General features: G+C 64.1%; 13 protein-coding genes. 9 read left to right on the top strand and 4 right to left on the bottom strand.

The window, feature by feature from the left end; all coding sequences use genetic code 11:
• Window positions 1-204: 204 nt before the first annotated feature.
• A complete protein-coding gene (locus tag NLY36_RS19750) occupies window positions 205-2013 on the bottom strand; it encodes an acyl-CoA dehydrogenase (protein ID WP_023736131.1) in 1809 nt (602 codons plus the stop codon).
• A 530-nt stretch (window positions 2014-2543) separates the two neighbouring features.
• Between NLY36_RS19750 and NLY36_RS19745 the strand changes: the two genes are divergently transcribed.
• Window positions 2544-2762 (top strand): DUF768 domain-containing protein, encoded by a 219-nt coding sequence (locus NLY36_RS19745; protein WP_023736132.1) that lies wholly within the window; start codon window positions 2544-2546, stop codon window positions 2760-2762.
• Window positions 2763-2939: 177 nt separating this feature from the next.
• On the opposite strand, the gene NLY36_RS19740 is transcribed toward NLY36_RS19745, so the two are convergent.
• On the bottom strand, window positions 2940-3398 hold the full coding sequence (locus NLY36_RS19740) for a MerR family transcriptional regulator (protein WP_023736133.1): 459 nt from the start codon (window positions 3396-3398) through the stop codon (window positions 2940-2942).
• A gap of 482 nt (window positions 3399-3880) precedes the next feature.
• Between NLY36_RS19740 and NLY36_RS19735 the strand changes: the two genes are divergently transcribed.
• The 4 genes from NLY36_RS19735 to NLY36_RS19720 all read left to right on the top strand — a co-directional run bounded on the left by NLY36_RS19735 (window position 3881) and on the right by NLY36_RS19720 (window position 11214).
• A complete protein-coding gene (locus NLY36_RS19735; protein WP_023736134.1) occupies window positions 3881-7873 on the top strand; it encodes a peptidoglycan-binding protein in 3993 nt (1330 codons plus the stop codon).
• 193 nt (window positions 7874-8066) lie between these two features.
• On the top strand, window positions 8067-8990 hold the full coding sequence (locus NLY36_RS19730; RefSeq protein WP_023669608.1) for a sulfite exporter TauE/SafE family protein: 924 nt from the start codon (window positions 8067-8069) through the stop codon (window positions 8988-8990).
• Window positions 8990-9781 carry a TIGR02186 family protein gene (locus NLY36_RS19725; RefSeq protein WP_023736135.1) on the top strand — a complete coding sequence of 264 codons (792 nt, stop codon included), beginning with the start codon at window positions 8990-8992 and terminating at the stop codon, window positions 9779-9781. Before NLY36_RS19730 ends, NLY36_RS19725 begins: the two co-directional genes overlap by 1 nt.
• A gap of 176 nt (window positions 9782-9957) precedes the next feature.
• Complete coding sequence (locus tag NLY36_RS19720; protein WP_023736136.1) at window positions 9958-11214, top strand: Hsp70 family protein; 1257 nt, start codon at window positions 9958-9960, stop codon at window positions 11212-11214.
• A gap of 4 nt (window positions 11215-11218) precedes the next feature.
• Here NLY36_RS19720 and NLY36_RS19715 read toward each other — a convergent pair whose 3' ends face one another.
• Entirely contained in the window at window positions 11219-12118 is a 900-nt protein-coding gene (locus tag NLY36_RS19715; RefSeq protein WP_023699495.1) for a LysR substrate-binding domain-containing protein, read from the bottom strand.
• Between the two features lie 278 nt (window positions 12119-12396).
• Between NLY36_RS19715 and NLY36_RS19710 the strand changes: the two genes are divergently transcribed.
• The 3 genes from NLY36_RS19710 to NLY36_RS19700 are packed head-to-tail and all read left to right on the top strand — an operon-like array spanning window position 12397 to window position 16994.
• Entirely contained in the window at window positions 12397-15327 is a 2931-nt protein-coding gene (locus NLY36_RS19710; protein WP_286461325.1) for a molybdopterin oxidoreductase family protein, read from the top strand.
• Window positions 15324-16052 carry a 4Fe-4S dicluster domain-containing protein gene (locus NLY36_RS19705; RefSeq protein WP_023681970.1) on the top strand — a complete coding sequence of 243 codons (729 nt, stop codon included), beginning with the start codon at window positions 15324-15326 and terminating at the stop codon, window positions 16050-16052. The genes NLY36_RS19710 and NLY36_RS19705 overlap by 4 nt, the downstream gene beginning before the upstream one ends.
• A gap of 3 nt (window positions 16053-16055) precedes the next feature.
• Window positions 16056-16994, top strand: a complete 939-nt coding sequence (locus NLY36_RS19700; RefSeq protein WP_023696709.1) for a dimethyl sulfoxide reductase anchor subunit family protein — start codon at window positions 16056-16058, stop codon at window positions 16992-16994.
• Between the two features lie 12 nt (window positions 16995-17006).
• On the opposite strand, the gene NLY36_RS19695 is transcribed toward NLY36_RS19700, so the two are convergent.
• Complete coding sequence (locus NLY36_RS19695) at window positions 17007-17885, bottom strand: LysR substrate-binding domain-containing protein (protein ID WP_023736137.1); 879 nt, start codon at window positions 17883-17885, stop codon at window positions 17007-17009.
• A gap of 95 nt (window positions 17886-17980) precedes the next feature.
• Between NLY36_RS19695 and NLY36_RS19690 the strand changes: the two genes are divergently transcribed.
• Window positions 17981-18952 carry a quinone oxidoreductase family protein gene (locus tag NLY36_RS19690; protein ID WP_023688710.1) on the top strand — a complete coding sequence of 324 codons (972 nt, stop codon included), beginning with the start codon at window positions 17981-17983 and terminating at the stop codon, window positions 18950-18952.
• Window positions 18953-18954 lie beyond the last annotated feature (2 nt).

The raw sequence follows: 18954 nt of genomic DNA, 5'->3' as shown, positions 1-18954 counted from the left end.
CCCCCTCGAGGGGAGGGTGGCCGCGAAGCGGTCGGGTGGGGTCGCCGATGACGTGCTCGACCTTATCTTCGGAATTGACGCGGGTTTGGGGCATTGCGATCATCTCCTACCAAAGCGCCAACCAGCCGGCGCACTGCACGCAAGGACCCCTCCCGGCCCTTCGGGCCACCCTCACCTCAAGGGGGAGGGGGACGCCAGCCATTTCTAGAACGCTTCCGCAGGCAGCGCCATTAGCGTGTCCGCACCACTGGAAATGCGGGCGAGATGTGCCGATGTCTCGGGCATGATCCGCTCCATGAAGAAGCGCGCCGTCACCATCTTGTTATCGTAAAAAGCCCCATTTTCGTGGACAGATTGGGAGCCATTGGCCCCGGTCTTACCGAGCGCGGCCTTGGCCATCTGCGCCCACATATAGCCCAGCGCGACCAGGCCGAAGAGATGCATGTAATCGGTCGACGCGGCACCGGCATTGTCGGGCTTGGCCATGCCGTTCTGCACCAGCCACATGGTTGCCGCCTGCAGATCGTTGAGGCCCTTCTTCAGCGCCTTGGTGAACGGCGCCAGCTTCTCGTCGGCGCGGTTCTCCTCGCAGAACTCGCCGACATCCCTGAAGAAGGCCTGGATGGCGCGGCCGCCATTGAGGCCGAGCTTGCGGCCGACGAGGTCGAGCGCCTGGATGCCGTTGGCGCCTTCATAGATCATGGCGATGCGGGCATCGCGCACAAACTGGCTCATGCCGTGTTCTTCGATATAGCCGTGGCCGCCGAACACCTGCTGCGCCATGACGGCGTGGTCGAAACCCTTGTCGGTGAGCACGCCCTTGATCACCGGCGTCAGCAGGCCGGTATAGTCGTCGGCGGCCTGGCGATCCTTGTCGTCGGCAGAGCGGTGGGCGATGTCGGACTTGATCGCCGTCCACAGCGCCAGCGCGCGGCCGGCCTCGTTGAAGGCCTTCATGGTCATCAGCGAGCGGCGAATGTCGGGATGGACGATGATCGGATCGGCTTGTCTGTCCGGCGCCTTGGCGCCCGACAGCGAACGGCCCTGCAGCCGGTCCTTGGCGTAGGCCACCGCGTTCTGATAGGCGATCTCGGACAGCGACAGGCCTTGCAGGCCGACGCCCAGGCGGGCTTCGTTCATCATCGTGAACATCGCCTTCAGGCCGCCATTGGCCTCGCCGAGCAGCGTGCCTTCGGCCTCGTCATAATTCATGACGCAGGTCGAATTGCCGTGGATGCCCATCTTCTCCTCGATCGAGCCGCAGGAGAGCGTGTTCTTCTCGCCCGGATTGCCCGAGGCGTCGAGCTTGAGCTTCGGCACGATGAACAGCGAGATGCCCTTGACGCCTGCCGGCGCGCCTTCGATGCGGGCCAGCACGAGGTGGACGATGTTGTCCGACATGTCGTGCTCGCCTGCCGAGATGAAGATCTTCTGGCCTGAAATCTTGTAGGTGCCGTCGCCGTTCGGCACCGCCTTGGAGCGCAGCAGGCCGAGATCGGTGCCGCAATGCGGCTCGGTCAAGTTCATGGTGCCGGTCCAGGAGCCCTCGACGAGCTTCGGCAGCCATGTCGCCTTCTGTTCGTCGGTGCCATGGGTGATGATTGCCGCGATCGCGCCTTGCGTCAGGCCCGGATACATCATCAGCGCCATGTTGGCCGAGACCATGTATTCGGCAACCGCCGTGTGCACGGCATAGGGCAGGCCCTGGCCACCGTACTCGACCGGTGCCGCGAGCCCCATCCAGCCACCTTCACGATACTGGTCGTAGGCTTCCTTGAAGCCTTTCGGCGTCGTCACCGAGCCGTCCTCATGACGCACGCAGCCTTCCATGTCGCCGACGCGGTTCAGCGGATGCATGACGTTTTCGGCGAGCTTGGCGCCCTCGGCAAGGATCGCCTCGACCACATCCGGCGTCGCGTCAGCAAATCCGGGAAGATTGGAATAGCGCTGGTAGCCCAGCACCTCATTGAGCACGAACAGCGTGTCCTGGACCGGCGCCCTGTAGATCGGCATGTGTTTCCTCCACCATGCGGGTCTTGGCCGCGAGATCGGCCCCCGAAAAGCAAGGTCGGGGCAGCATGCGGGCCAAAGTTGAAATGGGGATAGCAAAAATTGACGTTTGCGTAAACGTCAATTTTATCGCCGCGACAAAATTTCCTTGCGCAGGCCTATCCACGCAGCGCGCCGAGATCAGCCGACGGCATCGCGCCCACGTCACGATCCATTGAAGATTTATCCATTTCCCATCAGGGCAACCGCATATGGCAGTACCGCCCCTTGCTTGAGCGCGCGGCGCGAGCGGCGATTGGCGCGGTTTCGTCATTCATCAACCGGCTCGTCCGTCAACTCCGGACCAAATTATCCGCTGGCCCAAACCGACAGGTTTTTTGCGTTAGCTTGGGAACGTCTCGTCGGTGAGACTGTTGTCGGGTACCCGGCACGTGCTCCCTCAGCGCGCACCGGCGACCAAGGTGTCCCCCATCATGGTCCGGCCCGCGCCGCCTTGACCGAACGCGCGGGCCAACCCTTTGAAGGCCTCCAAAATGAGACAGCGTGCCGAAAAATTTTTGGATGAATGGATCGAGAAGTACGACCTGATCCAAGGCTGTTCTGGCCGCGACCAGACTGAGATTGAGCGGCTGGCACAACGCCTTATCGCAGACGCTGAGGCAGAGGGGATCAATGAGACTGATCTGACCGAAGCCTTCAACGATGATACGCGCTACTCGGCTTTGGCGGGTCTGCTCGTCCCTAAGGATTAGATGCCCATCTACGCCTCGACGGCGGCGGGCCTTATTCATCATGATGATCCTAGCGTAGCGTCTTCGAGACCGTTCGTGAGGCGATGCACAATCGCTTTGGCATCTATTGAAACGTGGCAAACGAAAAGCCGCGTAGCAAGCCACGCGGCTCATCGTCAATCAGAAGGAGGCGCCGCCTCAGCTGGCGGCGCTGGCCGGGGCGGTCCGCTCGGACAGCATCTGGCGCACGGCCGACATCGAGCCGCTCAGCTCGTTGATGGCGTCGTCGATCAGAGCCCGCTGCTTCTGCAGGCGGGCAAGCTGCTTCTCCGACTTGTCGAGCGCCAGCCGCAGCTGCTTGCTGTTGGATCCCGTTGGATCGTAGAGATCCATCATCTGCTTGACGTCGCGCAGCGAGAACCCGACCTTGCGGCCGAGCAGGATCAGCTTCAGCCGCGCCTTGTCGCGGCGCGTGTAGAGGCGCGTTGCCCCATCGCGCTGCGGATTGAGCAGGCCCTTGTCTTCGTAGAAACGCAGCGTGCGCAGGGTCACGCCATATTTCTTGGCCATTTCGCCGATGCGCACGAGGTCCTCGCCGGCTTCGACAGATATAGTGTTGGTGTTGGCCGCGGCTTCGCCGGGCGAAACAAGTTTCATGGTCACTGGCTTTCCCCTGTCGTGGCGTCGCGGTTCTCGGACCTTGCAACACCTGAGTGGAAGCGGGGGCATGCTTCCAGTCGTGGGTTTCAACTAATTCCTCGCAAAAGGCACGAAAGCGCCCCTCTTACGTTTACGTCAATTCTATATCGATAGCCGCCTCATGACGCAAGGGCGTTCTGGGATTGCGAAACCTTATGCCGCACCCTCGCTACAGTCGTTGAAGTGCGCCGACCGTATTTCAGCAATGTCGCACCTTCTTAAGCTTGGTTAACGCCTTGTTTACCACGATGGGTGAAATGTGCGTATGTCGGTCACCCGTGTTTATCCAGTAGCGAATTTTTCACGGTTTTTCGGAGTGCGGGCCTGGCCCGGGAAGCTCGTCTTTCGCCGCAGCGACAGCCGCGCGGCCGCCTTCGTTCCCGACAGGGACTTTGGGGAAACTGGCAGCAAGCCGGCCATTCTGAAAAACGGACGCATCGATGAACAGCAAGCGGTCCTATCTCGATACACTCAACGCAGGCAGGCCGCGCAGGCCGAACACCACGCTTGATGAATTGAACCGCTCGCTGGAAACGCTGGAGCAGCGGCTGGAGCGCAAGCGCGAGGACGCCACTGAGCGCTTCGACCCGCGCCGGCCGCCGATCGAGCCGCGCTACGCCAGCGCCCAGCCTTACGCCCCGCCGCCGCGCTGGTATGAGGACCCGCAGCCCACGCCGCGGCCGAAAAGCCCCGTGACGACCGGCTTCGACCAGAACTATCAGGCACTCGCGCGCGACATCGACCGCGTGCGCGGCCAGGAAGACAGCGTCGCGGTGGTCGGCAAGATCGCCGGCGAATTGCGCGGCCTGCGCGAGGAACTGCGCCATCAGATGACCGCCGGCCTGCAGCGCGAATTCGCCGCGTTGCGCAAGGACATCGAGCGGGCGTTCCAGGCGAGCAACCAATCGGGTGGCCAGGCAGGTGGCTTGCCCGGCAAGGGCAGCGCCGAACTCGGCCTCGAATTCGAGCGGCTGTCCGGCGCCATCCAGACGCTGGCCGAAAAGAGCGACGACAGAAGCGTCAACATGCTGCGGCTCGAGCTTGAGCAGGTGAAGGCCGCGCTCGACACGCTGGCGCGCGAGGAGAGCGTGCTGAAGGTCGACCGCCGCTGGGACGATTTCGACCGCCGCTGGAGCGCGTTCGAGGACCGCGTCGACGCCGACCAGCGCAAGCGCGCGGACGGCCCCGGATTTTCTGCCCTGACCGACCGGCTCGAACAGATCAGCAATGCCGTCAACAATTTGCCGGAATCGCTGTCGCTGCGCTCGATGGAGGAAAAGGTCCGCACCCTTGCCGGCGCCGTCGATCATTTCGTCAGCCAGCAGAACAACCGTGGCGGCGACACGCTCGGCCTGATCGACGAACGGCTTGACGAGATTTCGCGCGCCATCGTCGCCTCGACCGTCGCCGCGCAGGCCCATTCCTTCGACCCCGAACCCTTCGAGCGTATCGAGAAGCGGATCGCTTCGCTGGCGCAGCAGATCGAGGAAGTCATACAGGACCGTCCAAGCAGCGAAGTCATCGACCGTCTCGGCATGCTGTCGAGCCGGGTCGACGATCTCGCCGGCCGCGCCAATCTGCCGGAGCAGGCGATGGAGCGCCTCGGCAAGCAGATCGCGATGATTGCCGACAAGATCGACCGCGCCCCGGCCATGCCCGACGCCGACTATATCTTCCAGGGCCTGGAACAGCGCTTCGACGTGCTGTCGGGCATGATGGAACGCCGCCAGGGCGACGCCATCGAACAGGGCAACATGCTGTTTCGCGACCTCGAACGGCGACTGGACGAGGTCGCCGACAGGCTGGACCAGCGCCAGCCGCAGGCCGACAGCGCCGGCATCATGGACGCCATCGACGCCCGCTTCACCGCGCTCGCCCAGCGCATGGAGACGCGCATCCCCGATCCCGCCAACCAGGCGGCGATCCGCGGCCTCGAAAGCCGGCTCGAAGACATTTCAAGCCGATTGGAATCGTCGGCTGCTCAAGTCGCCGGCATCGACCCGGCGCTGATCCGCAGCCTTGAGGCGCAGGTCTCCGGCCTGTCGGCGCATCTGTCGAAGCCCGGCACGCCGCTGCCGGAATTCGAGGACATCAGCCCGCGTCTGAACGAAATCGAGAAGTCGCTGGCCGGAACGCGCGATTCGATTATGGGTGCGGCGCGCGAGGCGGCCGAGAGCGCCGTGCGCTCATTGGCCGATTCCAGTGCCAACACCGCTGCCGTCTCCGGCCTGGCCCAGGATCTGAAGACGCTGGAATCGCTGACGCGCCGCTCGGACGAGCGCAATTCCAGGACATTCGAGGCCATCCACGACACGCTGCTCAAGATCGTCGACCGCCTCGGCTCGCTGGAAACCAGCGAGCCGGTCGAGGCGGTGAGCGAGCTCCTGGATACGTCAGAACCGGCGCGGCGGGGGCGCACTGCCCGCGCTTCCAAGATCGCGGTGCAGGACGCGCCGTCGATGGACATCGACCAGCCGCTGCCGTTGACCGGGGACATGGCCGACCTCGACGGCCGCGCCGCCGCCATCATGCGCAACGAGCCCGATATGCGCGCCGAACCTGACATGCGCAGCGACCTGGCTGCGCGTAGCGCCCCGGTACGGCGCTCGCCCGCCGAGGCAGCTGCTGCGGCCGCCCAGGCGGCGCTCGGGTCCGACACGATTGCCGAGAACGGCGAAGGTGCCGGCGGCAAAAAGTCTTTGTTCGGCGGATTGGCGCGTGCCTTCAGGGGCAAGAAACAGGCGGATATGCCGCCGCTTTCTGGCTCAGGGCCCAATGTCGACATACCGAGCGTCGATCTCGACGAACCGCTCGATCCGAAGCTCGCCAACCGGCCGCTGGAGCCGGGCTCCGGGGCGCCCGACCTCAATGCCATCATGAAGCGCGTGCGCGACGAGCGCGGCCCGCCGATGCGCCAAGGCACCGCCGATGCGTCGAAATCCGACTTCATCGCCGCAGCCAGGCGCGCGGCGCAGGCCGCAGCAGCCGAGGCCGACGCGCTGAAACGCCAGTCCACCATGAAGGGCCCGGTCAAGGCGCTTCGTATCGGCGACCTGCTCAAGGCGCGGCGCAAGCCGATCCTGATGGGAGCGGTCGCGATCATGCTGGCGCTTGCCGGCCTCCAGTTGGGCAAGGCCTTCTTCGCCGACCCGGTCGAGGTCGCAAGCAACGATACAGCGCCGATCGTCGCCTCGCAGCCGGTCGAGACTGCCTCGGTCAACGCTGCCAGCCAACCCAAGGCAGATGCGCAGGTGGCCGTTCAGGACGTGCCGGCCCGGATCGTCAGGCAGGCGGAGCCCACGGAACCGGCAGGTGGCAACGATGCGCCAATGAATGCGGCCTCGGTCGCCGAGCCCGAAGTGCCGGCGGTGGAGCCCGCGCCAGCGCCGATGGCTTTGGCCGATCCGGCCCCCACGCCAAATGCAATGCTGCCGACCACCGCCACTGCGGAACCGGCGGCTGCCGACGCGCAGCCTGCGGCCGCCGTCATGGCGCCCTCGGCCTCGGATACGACGGCCTCGGATACTACCGGCGCCGTTCCGCCGGCTGATGCCGCGGTAGCACCTGTCGTGGCCAAGATAGACGTTCCGGCCGATGCCGGCCCGCAAGCCTTGCGCGACGCGGCTGCCGGCGGTGACGCCAAGGCGCTGTTCGAGCTCGGTTCGCGCTATGCTGAATCGCGCGGCGTCAAGGAAGACATGGCGGCAGCGGCCAAATGGTACGAAAAGTCGGCCGAGCTCGGCTTCGCACCGGCGGAATACCGCATCGGCAATTTCTACGAGAAGGGCATCGGCGTCACGCGCGACGTCAAGAAGGCAAAGACCTTCTACCAGCTCGCCGCCGCGCAGGGTAATGCCAGCGCCATGCACAATCTGGCCGTTCTGTTTGCCATGGCCGCCGACGGCGTGACCGACAATGAATCGGCCGCGCACTGGTTTCAGGCGGCGGCCGATGTCGGCGTCAAGGACAGCCAGTTCAATCTCGGCATCCTGGCGGCAAAGGGCGTCGGCATGAAGCAGAGCCTGGAGGAATCCTACAAATGGTTCGCGCTCGTCGCCAAGACCGGCGACAAGGATGCGGCTGCAAAGCGCGACGAAGTCGCCACTGCGCTGCGCCCCGAACAGCTGGAGCGGGCGCGCGCCGCCACGGAACTGTGGAAGCCGAAGCCGCTCGACCCGGCGTCCAACTCGGCCGACATTCCTGAATCCTGGCAGGAAGGCACGCCGCAGACCACCGCCAGCGTCGACATGAAGAAGGCGGTCAAGAACATCCAGCTCATCCTCAACAAGAACGGCTACGATGCCGGCGGCGCCGATGGCGTGATGGGCGGCAAGACCAAGACCGCAATCATGGCTTTCCAGACCGACAACAAGATGCAGGCGACCGGCGAAATCGACGAAAAGCTGGTGAAGGCGCTGCTGGCGCACAAATAACGGCAGATGCGTCGCTAACGCGACGCCCTTGCCATACATTTGCCTGTTAACTGCTTGAGATGTTTTTTGTTTCGGTAGGGCGGCGGGGTTTGATCCCACTGCCCCGGCGGTGCAAGAAAGAATTGGCTTTTCGGTGCGACAATGCCCTGGAATGGCTGCAATCGCCGACAGGCAAACTGATCGAGACTGACGGGTGGGCATCTATCTCCCGATCGCGGAAATTTCCGTCAACGTCTTCGTGCTGCTGGCAATGGGCGCGGCGGTGGGTTTCCTGTCGGGCATGTTCGGGGTCGGTGGCGGCTTTCTGATCACGCCGCTCTTGATCTTCTACAACATCCCGCCGGCAATCGCCGTTGCCACTGGCGCCAACCAGGTTATCGCCTCCTCCTTCTCCGGCGCGCTGTCGCACATGAAGCGCGGCACGCTCGACTTCAAGCTCGGCGGGGTGCTGCTGGCCGGCGGCATCGTCGGCTCGACCGGTGGTATCTTTGTCTTTGCCTTCCTGCGCCGGCTCGGCCAACTCGATTTGTTCATTTCGCTGCTCTACGTCGTGCTGCTCGGCACCGTCGGCGGGCTGATGCTGGTCGAGAGCGTCAATGCGCTGCGCGCGACGCGCAGCGGTGCGGCGCCGGTCTTGAAGAAATCCGGCCAGCACAACTGGATCCACCGGCTGCCGCTGAAGATGCGCTTCAGGGCCTCGAAGCTGTTCGTCAGCGTCATTCCGGTGCTGGGGCTCGGCGCCGGCATCGGCTTCCTGTCGTCGATCATGGGTGTCGGCGGCGGCTTCATCATGGTGCCGGCGCTGATCTATCTCTTGAAAGTGCCGACCAACGTCGTCATCGGCACCTCGCTGTTCCAGATCATTTTCACCTCGGCCTACACCACGCTTGTCCACGCCACCACCAACCAGACGGTCGACGTCATGCTTGCCTTCCTGCTGATGGCGGGCGGCGTTGCCGGCGCGCAATATGGCGCCAAGGCAGGACAGAAGCTGCGCGGCGAACAGCTCAGGGCACTGCTGGCGCTGCTGGTGCTGGCGGTTGCCATCCGGCTTGCCATCGATCTCTTCGTCACGCCGCCAAACCTCTATTCGCTGACCGCCGCGGGCCTGAACTGATGCCGCGGTGGGGGATTTTTTCGGCCGCCGCTTTGCTTATCGCCGTCGCTCTGCCGGCCGCAGCGCAATCGCCGAACCCCTTGCCGGAAGGCATCCAGATCGGTCTCTCCACCGACGCCGTGTCGATCACCGCCGGTTTTTCCGGCGCCGACCTGACCATTTTCGGTTCGCTGGAAAATCCCGACCCGCTGGTCGCGCGACAGGGGCGCTATGACGTCATCGTCGTGCTCGAAGGCCCGCCGCGGCCGGTGGTGGTGCGCCGCAAGGACCGCGTGCTCGGCGTCTGGGTCAATCTGGAATCCGAGACCTTCGAGAACGTGCCGGTCTCCTACTCCGTCGCCACGACACGGCCGCTGCAGGACATCACCGAACCCAACAGCTACAAGCAGCTGTCGCTCGGCGCCTCCAACCTTTACATGCAACCGGCCGACGTAACCGACAGTCCGGCGACGATCGAGGAATTCACCGTGGCGCTGCGCGAGCGCAAGGCGGCGACCGGCCTCTATAGCGAGAATGTCGGCGGCGTGCAGTTCCTGTCGCAGAACCTGTTTCGCGCCACGGTGCGGCTGGCGCCCAACGTCCCGGTTGGAACGCATAAAGCCCGCGCGTTCCTGTTCAAGAGCGGCCTGTTCCTCAAGGAAAGCTCGGCCCAGCTCGAAATCCGCAAATCGGGTTTCGAACAGTCGATCTTCCGCGTCGCGCATGATTACTCCTTCCTCTACGGCGTCTTCTCCGTGTCGCTGGCCATGATCACCGGCTGGCTGGGCAGGCTGATCTTCCGCAGGGATTGACGCGCACGACCCATTTCCGGGGAAAGGGGGTTCCCCTTTTCTCAGTCTTGCGATAGACCGCCGCCTCCCAACCCTCGGGTTACACGCACAATCATTCGGCAGAACGGTCAGGCCTCTGGACGGCGCGCGCCTTGCGGACGCCTGCCACAGCGACGACCCAATGACAGGAGGCTGCAATGCACCAGGCATTTGGCGGCATCGATTTCGGCACGTCCAATTCTACGGTGGGCGTGATCCGCAACGGCCAGGCACGGCTGGTGGCGCTGGAAGGCGGACAGCCGACATTGCCAAGCGCGGTTTTCTTCAACTTCGAGGACGGTCACACCTATTTCGGCCGCCGCGCCATTGCCGACTACACCGATGCCATCGAAGGCCGGCTGATGCGGTCGCTGAAGAGCGTGCTCGGCAGTTCGCTGGCGCATGAGAAGACGCGGATCAAGGCCCGGCAGATCGGTTTCATCGACATTGTCGGCATGTTCGTCGGCCATTTGAAGAAGCGGCTTGAGGAAGATGCCGGCGCTCCGGTGGAGAACGTTGTGCTCGGCCGGCCGGTGCAATTTGTCGACGACGATGTGGAAGCCGATGCCAAGGCGCAAAGCGAGCTTGAAAAAGCGGCGCGCGCGCAAGGCTTCAAGCACATCGCCTTCCAGTTCGAACCGATTGCGGCAGCACTCGACTATGAGCAGGACGTGAAGCGCGAGGAACTGGCGTTGATCGTCGACATGGGCGGCGGCACGTCCGACTTCTCGATCGTGCGCGTTTCGCCGCAACGCGCCCGCTCACGCGACCGCAAGGACGACATCCTCGCCAACCGAGGCATTCATATTGGCGGCACCGATTTCGACCGGCTGCTCAGCATCGCCCATGTCATGCCCAAGCTCGGCTATCTCTCGCCCACAAAAGACGGCAAGCGCAACCTGCCGGCGAGCTATTTCATTGATCTCGCGACGTGGCAGCGCATCAACCTCGTCTATACTGCCAAGGCGATGACGCATCTGAGGCAAATCCGCTTCGAGGCCGTCCGCGCCGACCTTGTCGACCGCTTCATCCATATTGTCGAGCACCGTTACGGCCATGCGCTGGCCGGCCTCGTCGAACGAGCCAAGATCGCGCTGACGGATCAGGCTTCGGCCGATGTAACGGTGGCGCTGCCTAGCGCGCATTTCGCCGCCGAGATCTCGCGGACCGGCCTGGAAGAGACCATCGCCGCCGACATCGAGCGGGTGTCCGCTACGGTGCGGCAGACGATTGCCGATGCTGGCGTGAAAGCGTCCGACATCACCGCCGTGTTCCTCACCGGCGGCTCGACCGCCATCCCGCTGGCACGGCGCGAAATCCTGTCGCTGGTGCCGCAAGCCGCCGTTATCGAGGGCGACATGTTCGGTTCGGTCGGCCTTGGCCTGGCGCTGGATGCACAGCGGAAGTTCGCCTGATCGCTTACGCCGGATTGCTGACGGCCTCAGCGCCGAGATGCGCCTTGAGCGCCATCTGGGCGAGGCTTGCCTGGCGGTCGCGATGGGTGATCATGGCGAAGTCGCGCTTCGGCAGTTCGAGCGGCACCGACCGGAGACTGCCCTCGGCGACGGCGCGTCCGACGACGAGGTCCGAGATGATGGTGGCGCCGGCGCCGGCCTCGACCGCCTGGCGAACCGCCTCGTTGCTCGGCAGCACCAGAAATATCTGCAGGTCGCCAAGCGATATCCCCTCGCGGCGGGCCAGGTCCTCCAGCACCTCGCGCGTGCCCGAACCACCCTCACGGATGATCCAGCGCAGCCCTCTGATATCCGGGCGGCCCGGCGCAATCTCGGCGATTTCGGGATGCGAGGCGGCGACGACCAGCATCAACCTGTCGACGTCGACCTTGGTGCGGCGGAGGATGTCTGACTCGGTGCGCCCCTCGACCAGACCGAGATCGGCGGTGCCGTCGAGCACATTGGCCTCGACCTGCCTGGTGTTGCCGATGCTGACGCTCAAGCGCACCGCCGGGTAGGCCTCGTGGAAAGAGGCCAGCCTGCGCGGCAGCCAGTAGCTGGCGATGGTCAGGCTGGCGGCGATCGACAGGCTGCCGGCGACCGTCTGCGAGACATGCTCCAGCACATTTCGGGCGGCGGCGGCGCGTTCCAGCACCGCCTTGGCCTCGGGCAGGAAACGGTGGCCGGTCTGAGCCAGCTCGATGTTGCGGCCGACACGGTTGAACAGATGAACGCCATGCTGCTCTTCCAAAGCGCGGATGGCCGCCGACGCCGCCGACTGGGAGATGCCCAAAAGCTCCGCCGCCTTGGTCATATGGCCGCGTTCGGCAACGGCAACGAAAATGCGCAACTGGTCCAGCGTCATGTGTGCATTAAGAACCAATTCCGATCGAATTTACAAGAACAACTGATTAGACGGATCGATAGCTTTATTCTACTTTTTCAGTCGAAGTTAGAAAAAATTCGCCAACAAGTCGCGGCCAACAAAATGATCGGGCGGTTCAGATCCCTGTTTGCGCATTGGACCCGTGGCCTCAGGCGGCGGCTGGCCGGCGATCGATATCATCCTGAAGAACACTATATGCGTGGCCCCGGACCGAAGACGCGGGCCAAATTCGCAGGTAGCAAAAGCACGCCGGCATCATGAACCCAGCTGCGCCGCGCGGAGCCAATTCCGCACCGTCGCAACGGCCGCTTGGCGACACGCGCGCGCCTGATGAAGGCGACGGCGTCGACACCTCGCCCGCTATCTCCGACAGCATCGCCAAGACCACCTGTTATATGTGCGCCTGCCGGTGCGGCATCGACGTCCACATCAAGGACGGCAAGGTGCGCTACATCAACGGCAACAAGGACCATCCGGTTAACCGCGGCGTAATCTGCGGCAAGGGCAGCTCCGGCATCATGCAGCACTACAGCCCGGCGCGGCTGAAGAAGCCGCTGTTGCGCAGCGGCCTGCGCGGCTCGGGCGAATTCCGCGAGATCGAGTGGGAGGAAGCGTTTTCGATTGCGACCGGGCGGCTATCGAATATCCGCCGGGCCGATCCGAAAAAGCTCGCCTTCTTCACCGGGCGCGACCAGTCGCAGTCGCTGACCGGCTGGTGGGCGAGCCAGTTCGGCACGCCGAACTTCGCCGCCCATGGCGGCTTCTGCTCGGTCAACATGGCGGCCGGCGGGCTCTACACGATCGGCGGCTCGTTCTGGGAGTTCGGCGAGCCGGACTGGGACAATACGAAATACTTCATGCTGTTCGGCGTCGCCGAGGACCATGATTCCAACCCGATCAAGATCGGCTTGGGTAAACTCAAGGCGCGCGGCGCCAAGGTGGTGTCGATCAACCCCTGTCGCACCGGCTACAACGCCATTGCCGACGACTGGATCGGGATCCGGCCCGGCACCGACGGCCTCTTCGTCTTCGCCCTAATCCATGAACTGCTGAAGGCAGGCCGCGTCGATCTCGATTATTTGTTGCGCTACACCAACGCCCATGTGCTGGTCGTCCAGGAGCCGGGTGCGGCGGACGACGGGCTGTTCCTGCGCGACAGCGACAACAATCTTCTCGCCTGGGACAGAGTGGCGAAGACAACCGTCAACGCAGCCGATGCGGATGCGAAACCGGCGCTGACCGGCAGCTTCGCGTTCGCCGGCCGCCGTTGCGTGCCGGTGTTCCGGCTTATCGCCGACCGCTACATGGACGACAGCTACGCACCCGATGCGGTCGCGGCACGATGCGGCATTCCGGCCGACACCATCCGCCGGATCGCTGCCGAACTCGCCCACGTCGCCTTCGAACAGACGATCGAACTGCCGGTTGCGTGGACCGACTGGGCCGGACGGCGGCACGAGACGATCAAGGGACGGCCGGTGTCGATGCATGCCATGCGCGGCATCTCGGCCCACTCCAACGGCTTTCACTCCTGCCGTGCCATCCACCTGCTGCAGGTGCTGCTCGGCACGGTGGACGTGCCCGGCGGCTTCCGTTTCAAGCCCCCCTACCCGCGCTCGGCGCCGCCGGGACCGAAGCCGGCCGGCAAGGTGGTCAGGCCGATGACGCCGCTCGACGGCATGCCGCTCGGCTTCGTCTGCGGGCCGGACGATCTCCTGGTCGACGAGGCCGGCACGCCTTTGCGCATCGACAAGGCTTATTCCTGGGATGCGCCGCTCGCCGCGCATGGGCTGATGCATACGGTCATCCGCAATGCGTGGGCCGGTGACCCGTACCCAATCGACACGCTGATGATGTACATGTCGAACATGGCGTGGAATTCCTCGATGAACACCGTCGAGACCATTGCCATGCTCACCGACCATGACGAAGCGGGTAACTACAAGATCCCCTTCATCATCTATTCCGACGCCTATTATTCCGAGACGGTGCCGTTCGCCGACCTGGTGTTGCCCGACACCACCTATCTCGAACGTCACGACTGCATCAGTCTGCTCGACCGGCCGATCAGCCATGCCGACGGGCCGGGCGACGCGATCCGCCATCCGGTGGTCGAACCGGACCGAGATGTCAGGCCGTTCCAATCGGTGCTGATCGAACTTGGCGCTCGGCTTGGCCTGCCCGGCTTCGTCGAGGACGATGGCTCGGCCAGATATGCCGACTATGCCGACTACATCGTCAATCACGAACGCACGCCGGGCATCGGCCCGCTGGCCGGCTGGCGCGGCAAGGACGGCACTTCCGTCGGCAAGGGCGAAGTCAATCCCGACCAGTTGCAGCGCTACATCGGCAATGGCGGCTTCTGGCACCAGGATTTTGCTGAGGACCAGCGCTATTACAAGATGGCCAACCGCTCCTATCTCGACTTCGCAGAGCAGATGGGGTTCATCCCCAAGGCCGAGCCGATCGTGTTCCAGCTCTATTGCGAACCGATGCAGCGCTTTCGCCTCGCCGCGCGCGGTCATGGTCGCGTCCAGCCGCCCGAGAGCGAACGCCGGCGCATCGAGACCTATATGGATCCGCTGCCGTTCTGGTTTACCCCGTTCGAAGAGGCCGCCGTCGATCCGCAGAAATATCCGCTGCATGCGCTGACGCAGCGGCCGATGCACATGTATCATTCCTGGGGTTCGCAGAACGCGTGGCTGCGGCAAATCACCAGTCAGAACCGCCTGTTCGTGCACCGCAAGACCGCGGCGGGCCTCGGCCTTTTCGACGACGACTGGGTGTGGATCGAAAGCATCAATGGCCGGGTGAAGGGGCAGATCAAGCTGGTCGACGGGGTCAATGCGGATACGGTCTGGACATGGAACGCCATCGGCAAAAGGCGCGGCAGCTGGGGGCTTAAGGACAACGCCGCCGAGAGCAATCGCGGCTTCCTGCTCAACCACATTATCGGCGACCAGACATCGGCTGACGCGAAAGGCAAACGCTATTCGAATTCCGATCCGGTGACCGGCCAGGCGGCGTGGTTCGACCTCAGGGTACGCATCGTCAAATGCTCTGATGAGGAAGCCGGCTTCACCGAACCGCAATTCGAGCGCTTCAGCCAGCCGCCAAATGTCGAGCCTTCGCCCGACATCCTTCGCTTCGGCGCCGAGTTCCGCGTCCATAGGGAAGCCGTGGAATGACCTGCCTTCCCGCCCATACAGACAAGAAGCTTGGCCTAGTCATCGACCTCGACACCTGCGTCGGCTGCCAGGCCTGCGTCACCGCCTGCAAGGAGTGGAACACCGGCGGCCACATGGCGCCACTGACCGACATCGACCCCTATGGCGGCCGTGTCGACGGCGTCTGGTTCAACCGCGTGCACAGCTACGAGCACACGACCGAGGCGGGCGGGCGCACGGTCAACTTTCCGCGCTCCTGCCTGCATTGCGAGACGCCTGCCTGCGTCACTGTCTGCCCGACCGGCGCGTCCTACAAGCGGGCGTCGGACGGCATCGTGCTGATCGACGAAAGCAAATGCATCGGCTGCAAACTGTGCAGTTGGGCCTGCCCCTATGGCGCGCGCGAATTCGATACCGACGTCGGCGTGATGAAGAAATGCACGCTGTGCGTCGACCGTATCTACAACGACAATCTGGCCGAGGAAGACCGCGTGCCGGCCTGCGTTGCCGCCTGCCCGACCAGCGCCCGGCATTTCGGCGACCTCGGCGATCCCACCTCGGCGGTATCGCAACTGGTGGCGGAGCGTGGCGGCGTCGACCTGATGCCGGAGATGGGTTACAAGCCGACCAACAAATATCTGCCGCCGCGCGCCCAGCGCGCCGCATCGGTGCCGGCGCCAAGGCTCGAGCCAGTCACGGTCGAAGGCGGTTTTCTTGGCTGGATCGACCGCATGCTTTCGAACTGACCAATGCATCCAGCCTTTTCCGTCGTTTTCTTCACCACTGCTACAGGAGCGGGCTACGGACTGCTGGCGCTGCTCGGCGTGCTTGGCGGACTGGGTTTTATCCCGGCCCATTTCTGGCTCGGCCTTATCGGCATGGGGCTGGCGCTTGGCCTGATTGCCGCCGGCCTTTTGTCGTCGACCGGCCATCTCGGCCGGCCCGAACGCGCCTGGCGCGCCTTTTCGCAATGGCGTAGCTCCTGGCTGTCACGCGAGGGTGTATCGTCGGTCGCAACCTTCATTCCCGCCGGGCTGTTCGGCATCGGCTGGGTGTTTTTTGGCCGCACCGGAGGCTGGATGGCCATCGCCGGGTTTCTCGCAACTATCGGCGCAATCGTCACCGTCTGCACCACCGGCATGATCTATGCCTCGCTGAAGCCGATCGCGCAGTGGCATAGCCCGTATACGCTGCCGGGCTATCTCATCTTTTCGGCGATGACCGGCAGCGTGCTGTTGAACGCGCTGCTGCAGGCTTTCGCCATCAGCCCGACCGCCGTTGCGGTAGCCGCCCTGCTGCTGACCTTGCTCGGCTGGGGCTGGAAGCTGGCGACGTGGCGATACAATGACGCGCTGGAGATCGCGACCACCGCCAACACGGCGACAGGCCTCGCCGGAGGGACGGTGCGCTCGCTGGAATGGCCGCACACCGAGGAGAACTACCTGCTCAAGGAAATGGGCTTTCGCATCGCCCGCAAGCACGGTGCAAAGCTGCGGCTGATCACGCAGTTGCTGGCTTTCGCCTTGCCTGCCCTGCTGCTGCTTTCTGTCTTATTCGCTTTGCCCTGGCCATTCGCAGCGGTGCTGTCGGTGCTTGCGGCAACCGTCCAGTTCGCCGGCATGCTGGTCGAGCGCTGGCTGTTCTTCGCCGAGGCCAAGCACACCGTCACCCTCTATTACGGCCGGTAGAGCGTCCCGCCGTCAGGCGGCCCGTGCTCGTGGCGCCGCCGGCAAATCCTTAAGCAGGATTTCGATCGCGGCATCGATTACAGCTGTCCTGCGGTCGTGCGCGTAAAGGCCGTATTGGACCGTGAGCGGCTCGGGCAGGCCGGCTGACGTCTTCAGCACCCCCATCGAAGGGGTGCGCACGGATTCGGGCGGAAGCAGTCCAACGCCCAGTCCGTTCTCGATCGCGGCCTGAAGGCCGGTGACGCTCTGGCACGACAGGACGATCCGGTGCTCCCGGCCGGCGGCGACCAGCGCCTCGATCATCCGCCTGCGCCAAGGGCAGGTTGCGCCGAAGGCGGCGAGATCGAGTGGCCGGTCATGGTCCAGCACATAGTCCTGGGCGCAGACCCACTGCAGTTCGACGTTCCATGTCGTCACGGCATCGGCCGCGACGACGGATGTCGGGGCAATCATGACATCCAGCGCATCCTCGCTCCACAGCCGTCCCAGCGCGACGCTGTGCTCGACCATCGCGTCGAGGCTGATGTCGGGATAGGTGCGATGCAGCCGCCCAAGCGCGGCCGAAAGCGCGGCCGTGGTGACCTCTTCGGCAAGACCAATACGCACGCCGCCGCCAATGCTAGCCTGCTGCAGACGCGCCACCGCTTCGTCGCCGAGAGCGAGGATGCGGGTCGCGTATCCCAGAAAGAGCTCTCCCGCCGCAGTCGGTACGACACCGCGGCCGGTGCGCTGGAACAAGTGCCGTTGGAGCAGGCCCTCCAGCCGGCGCATCTGCATGCTCATCGCCGATTGGGTCTTGCCGGTCTGCGCGGCGACCCTGCTCAGGCTACCTTGCCGGCAGACCGCGACATAGGTGCGGAGAAGGTCGAGGCCGATCTGCCCAGATATCATTTTGTTTGAACTCTGATGTCATAGGTATCAGTCTACAATGATATCTCGCCACGCGCTATCTCACACTCAAGAGAAACAGCGCAGGGAAGAAAACCATGAAAGCGATCCGTGTTCACCGCCATGGCGGGCCAGATATGCTCGCCTACGAAGATGTCGACATCGGCCAGCCCGGACCGGGCGACGTGCGCGTGCGCAACCGGGCGGTCGGCCTCAACTTCGTCGACATCTATTTTCGCACCGGCGAATACGCGCCGCCCGCTCTGCCATTCATTCCCGGCAATGAAGGCGCCGGCGAAATCGTCGCCGTCGGTGAAGGCGTCAGCGGCTTCGCGCCTGGCGACCGAGTCGCCTATGTCGAGACGCTCGGCGCCTATGCCGAAGAACGCATCGTGCCCGCGCATTTCGTCGTGCATCTGCCCGACGCCATCGATTTCGAGACAGGTGCGGCGATGATGCTGAAAGGGCTGACGGCGCAATATCTGCTGCGCCGCACGTTTCGCGTCGAGGCGGGCCATACCATCCTGGTGCATGCCGCGGCGGGCGGCGTCGGCCTCATCCTGACGCAATGGGCCAAACATCTCGGCGCGACCGTCATCGGCACGGTCGGTTCACCCGAAAAGGCCGAACTTGCGCGCGCCAATGGCTGCGACCATGTCATCGACTACAGCAAAGAGAATTTCGCCGCACGGGTGAAAGAGGTCACCAACGGCGAAGGCTGCCACGTCGTCTATGACGGCGTCGGCAACGCGACCTTCCCCGCCTCACTCGACTGCCTGCGGCCGTTCGGCACCTTCGTCAGCTACGGCACAGCGTCGGGGTCGATCCCGCCATTCGACATCATGCTTTTGATGCAAAAGGGTTCGCTGTTCGCCACCTGGCAGTTGCTGTTCCATCATCTCGCCAGGCGTGAGGACGTCGTCGCCATGAGCGAGGATCTGTTCAGCGTCGTCCTCAGCGGCGCAGTGAAAATCCCGGTGCACACAAGCATGCCGCTTGCCGAAGTGGCGGAGGCGCATCGCCGGCTCGAGGCACGGCAGACGACAGGCGCAACCGTGCTTATACCGTAGAA

The organism is Mesorhizobium sp. C399B (assembly GCF_030323185.1).
Classification (GTDB): Bacteria; Pseudomonadota; Alphaproteobacteria; order Rhizobiales; family Rhizobiaceae; genus Mesorhizobium.
The sequence above is the reverse complement of the archived record's forward strand: the minus strand, read 5'-3'. Positions and strand labels throughout refer to the sequence as shown.

What these genes read in the sequence shown, in the direction of transcription:
- NLY36_RS19750 (WP_023736131.1), bottom strand. Translation starts at nt 2,013, where the DNA reads ATGCCGATCTACAGGGCGCCGGTCCAGGACACGCTGTTCGTGCTCAAT.
- NLY36_RS19745 (WP_023736132.1), top strand. Translation starts at nt 2,544, where the DNA reads ATGAGACAGCGTGCCGAAAAATTTTTGGATGAATGGATCGAGAAGTAC.
- NLY36_RS19740 (WP_023736133.1), bottom strand. Translation starts at nt 3,398, where the DNA reads ATGAAACTTGTTTCGCCCGGCGAAGCCGCGGCCAACACCAACACTATA.
- NLY36_RS19735 (WP_023736134.1), top strand. Translation starts at nt 3,881, where the DNA reads ATGAACAGCAAGCGGTCCTATCTCGATACACTCAACGCAGGCAGGCCG.
- NLY36_RS19725 (WP_023736135.1), top strand. Translation starts at nt 8,990, where the DNA reads ATGCCGCGGTGGGGGATTTTTTCGGCCGCCGCTTTGCTTATCGCCGTC.
- NLY36_RS19720 (WP_023736136.1), top strand. Translation starts at nt 9,958, where the DNA reads ATGCACCAGGCATTTGGCGGCATCGATTTCGGCACGTCCAATTCTACG.
- NLY36_RS19715 (WP_023699495.1), bottom strand. Translation starts at nt 12,118, where the DNA reads ATGACGCTGGACCAGTTGCGCATTTTCGTTGCCGTTGCCGAACGCGGC.
- NLY36_RS19710 (WP_286461325.1), top strand. Translation starts at nt 12,397, where the DNA reads ATGAACCCAGCTGCGCCGCGCGGAGCCAATTCCGCACCGTCGCAACGG.
- NLY36_RS19705 (WP_023681970.1), top strand. Translation starts at nt 15,324, where the DNA reads ATGACCTGCCTTCCCGCCCATACAGACAAGAAGCTTGGCCTAGTCATC.
- NLY36_RS19700 (WP_023696709.1), top strand. Translation starts at nt 16,056, where the DNA reads ATGCATCCAGCCTTTTCCGTCGTTTTCTTCACCACTGCTACAGGAGCG.
- NLY36_RS19695 (WP_023736137.1), bottom strand. Translation starts at nt 17,885, where the DNA reads ATGATATCTGGGCAGATCGGCCTCGACCTTCTCCGCACCTATGTCGCG.
- NLY36_RS19690 (WP_023688710.1), top strand. Translation starts at nt 17,981, where the DNA reads ATGAAAGCGATCCGTGTTCACCGCCATGGCGGGCCAGATATGCTCGCC.